Genomic DNA, 2942 nt, shown 5'->3' with positions numbered 1-2942 from the left:
TCCTGTCTTCCCGATTCATGGCGGTGTAGCTCAGCTGGCTAGAGCGTCCGGTTCATACCCGGGAGGTCGGGGGTTCGATCCCCTTCGCCGCTATAATGATCTTGTCGGACCTTTAGCTCAGCTGGTTAGAGCTCTCGGCTCATAACCGAGTGGTCGTAGGTTCAAGTCCTACAAGGTCCATTTGAATATTGGAGGATTACCCAAGTCCGGCTGAAGGGAACGGTCTTGAAAACCGTCAGGCGTGTAAAAGCGTGCGTGGGTTCGAATCCCACATCCTCCTTTTTTATTAACGCGGGATGGAGCAGCTCGGTAGCTCGTCGGGCTCATAACCCGAAGGTCGTAGGTTCAAATCCTGCTCCCGCAATAAGGCTCGGTAGCTCAGTTGGTAGAGCAATGGATTGAAGCTCCATGTGTCGGCGGTTCGATTCCGTCTCGCGCCATTTTATTGATAGTATTTATGCGGGTGTAGTTTAGTGGTAAAACTACAGCCTTCCAAGCTGTTGTCGCGAGTTCGATTCTCGTCACCCGCTTTGAACTTTGTTCAAATTACCAAGTTTTTTAACTTGGGCGCGTAGCTCAGGTGGTTAGAGCGCACGCCTGATAAGCGTGAGGTCGGTGGTTCGAGTCCACTCGTGCCCATTAATTGGAGAATTACTCAAGAGGCTGAAGAGGACGGTTTGCTAAATCGTTAGGTCGGGTAACTGGCACAAGGGTTCGAATCCCTTATTCTCCGTTTTAATGAGAGTTTGTAACTCTCTTTTTCATTTGGCTCTTTGTCAACTGTAGTGGGTTGAAGTCAGCTAAGCTCGAGAAAGGACAAATTTCGTCCTTTCTTTTTTGATGTTCAGAGCCTAAAAATCCGTTTTTTGAAGTTTTCAGGCTCTTTGTCAACTGTAGTGGGTTGAAGAAAAGCTAAAATCTTTATATATTGTCGATTTTATGGTTGTTCTAATTTATTATTACTTCCAACTCTTGAGAGAAATTTCTCCGCTATTGAGCCAGATTTCTTTTCCGTTATCACATTGCACCAAAAGTTTTCCACTTTCAGAGATGTCTTTAGCAAGTCCCTTGTAGTCTTTTTGATCTAGTGTGAAAGTAACTTCTTTTCCAAGAACGAATGACTGTTTTTTATATAGGTATAATAACTCATCTGCTGGTGTTTCGAAGAAAGCACGCCAGATTTCTATGATTAATTCATTCCTTGTTATTGGAGCTGTAGTTTTAAATAAGCTAGCAGCTTTTTCTTTTAATTCCTGAGGGAAGTCTTTAATAGTGAAATTGATACCTACTCCAATAATGATATCTGTGACTAAGCCTGTTTCTACAGAGGTCATTGCTTCAGTGAGAATTCCTCCAATTTTATGATTGTTTAGGTAGATATCATTGACCCATTTTATGTCGACATCTATTAAAGTTAGGTTCTTAATGGCTTTGTAGACAGCTCCAGCTACAAGTAGTGTGTAGGACGGTAATTTGTCATAGGGAAGATTTGGTTTAAGATGGAGGGTCATATAAATGCCACCTTGAGGAGAGTAGAAGGAGCGTTGAAAACGGCCACGCCCTGCTATTTGATAGGAAGCTAGATAGAGGGTGTTTGCTTCATAGCCTAAATCAATTGCTTCTTTTGCATCGAGTTGTGTTGATTTTGTTTCGGGTTTAAAACTGATTTTAATTGGAAGATTTTCTTCTAGAATCTCTGGAAGAATAAGGTCACCATTCATCAGTTTATATCCTTTGTTTTTGATACTATCAATTTCAATGCCTTCTTGTTCTAGGCGCCTGATGGCTTTCCAAATTGATGTTCGGGTCAGTGATAGTTCTTCTGCAATCTTTTCTCCGCTGATATAGTCGTTTTCTTTAGCTAGAATCTGATAGACAGCTTGGTAGGATTTCATAGTGTTGCCTTTCTCACTAGTTGGTATTGAGAGGATTCTTTTCTTGTATGACTTGGGGTCTGATTTAAGTATTGTTTATAAGCTTTTGAAAAATGGAGTGGATCTGAAAAACCTACCGAATATGCAATTACCTTGATGGACTCTTGGGTATTTTCGAGAAGTTGTTTAGCTCGGTGCATTCGAACGTAGAGTAGGTATTCTTTGGGTGATAAGGTATTAAATTCTTTGAATACGCTTGATAAGTAGCTTCTGTGAACGGATAGTTCTTTTGTTAAATCTTGAATTGTAAGTGATTGAGGATAGTGGCTATTAATTAATCGTTTGCATTCAAGATAGAGTTGGTAGGTTGATGAAATATTCTTTTTTCTGATTGGGAGCAATAGTTCCCAGATGAAACATCAGTTCATGGAGTTGTCCCATGATATGGAGTTGAGCTAATTCATTGGATTTTGTAATCTGAGCGAAGCGAACAATGTCTGAGATGAGTTTTGCAGTAGTCTGGGTATGACAAGTTTCAGATTGGATGAGATAGGATTGATCAGAAATTTGAGAAAGAGCAAAAAAATCAGGAGCTTTCCCTCCAGTGATTCCTAACCAGTAGTAGGCCCAAGGTTCTTTACTATCTGCTTGATATAGTTATTTAGTTTTAAAAAAGCGTTCCAAACATTCAAAAATAGTTGGGACTTCCCTTAATAAATCTGTTACTTTCTTTTTCAAGATAGCCCAAGCTTGCTCAATAGGATTCAAATCTGGTGAATAAGGCGGTAGAGGTAAGAAAAAGTGTTTATCTTGGATGCAGAGTTCATCCAAAATGTTCTTGGGATCAAAACTAGCATTGTCCATGATAATAACATGAGGTGTCTTCAAAGCAGGTAGGAGTTGCGTTTTGAACCACTCCCCAAAGAAATCGCTTGTCCTGCTGTTCTTGTAAATCATGGGAGCTATAAACTCTCCGTCTACTTGTCCTGCAACAATTGAAGTTCGCTCAAAACGACGTCCGCTAATCTTTTCATAGACTTTCTCCCCTCTAGGAGCCCCTGCATAAGG

1 protein-coding gene, 8 tRNA genes and 2 pseudogenes are annotated in these 2942 nt (G+C 40.7%); 8 read left to right on the top strand and 3 right to left on the bottom strand.

All coding sequences use genetic code 11. The features are described from left to right. The first annotated feature begins 19 nt into the window (after positions 1-19). The 8 genes from HT723_RS10905 (at position 20) to HT723_RS10870 (ending at position 733) form a co-directional block, all read left to right on the top strand. Positions 20-93: transfer RNA gene (locus HT723_RS10905), tRNA-Met, on the top strand. A 13-nt stretch (positions 94-106) separates the two neighbouring features. Further along, positions 107-180, top strand: a tRNA-Ile gene (locus HT723_RS10900). A gap of 10 nt (positions 181-190) precedes the next feature. After that, positions 191-280, top strand: a tRNA-Ser gene (locus tag HT723_RS10895). 10 nt (positions 281-290) lie between these two features. Then, positions 291-364: transfer RNA gene (locus HT723_RS10890), tRNA-Met, on the top strand. Between the two features lie 3 nt (positions 365-367). Next, a tRNA-Phe gene (locus HT723_RS10885) sits at positions 368-440 on the top strand. A gap of 19 nt (positions 441-459) precedes the next feature. Then, positions 460-530 (top strand) — tRNA-Gly (locus tag HT723_RS10880). Between the two features lie 35 nt (positions 531-565). Beyond that, positions 566-639: transfer RNA gene (locus HT723_RS10875), tRNA-Ile, on the top strand. Between the two features lie 6 nt (positions 640-645). After that, positions 646-733 (top strand) — tRNA-Ser (locus HT723_RS10870). Between the two features lie 226 nt (positions 734-959). On the opposite strand, the gene birA is transcribed toward HT723_RS10870, so the two are convergent. The 3 genes and pseudogenes from birA to HT723_RS10855 all read right to left on the bottom strand — a co-directional run. After that, positions 960-1895 (bottom strand): bifunctional biotin--[acetyl-CoA-carboxylase] ligase/biotin operon repressor BirA, encoded by a 936-nt coding sequence (birA, locus tag HT723_RS10865; RefSeq protein WP_050223738.1) that lies wholly within the window; start codon positions 1893-1895, stop codon positions 960-962. Continuing rightward, positions 1892-2528, bottom strand: a pseudogene (locus tag HT723_RS10860) (AraC family transcriptional regulator); the annotation flags it as partial. The gene birA and the pseudogene HT723_RS10860, both read right to left, overlap by 4 nt. Positions 2529-2531: 3 nt before the next feature. Further along, positions 2532-2942, bottom strand: a pseudogene (locus HT723_RS10855) (IS630 family transposase); the annotation flags it as partial.

This window comes from Streptococcus sp. 2106 (genome assembly GCF_013277315.1).
Classification (GTDB): domain Bacteria; phylum Bacillota; class Bacilli; order Lactobacillales; family Streptococcaceae; genus Streptococcus; species Streptococcus pseudopneumoniae.
The sequence above is the reverse complement of the archived record's forward strand: the minus strand, read 5'-3'. Positions and strand labels throughout refer to the sequence as shown.

What these genes read in the sequence shown, in the direction of transcription:
- birA (WP_050223738.1), bottom strand. Translation starts at nt 1,895, where the DNA reads ATGAAATCCTACCAAGCTGTCTATCAGATTCTAGCTAAAGAAAACGAC.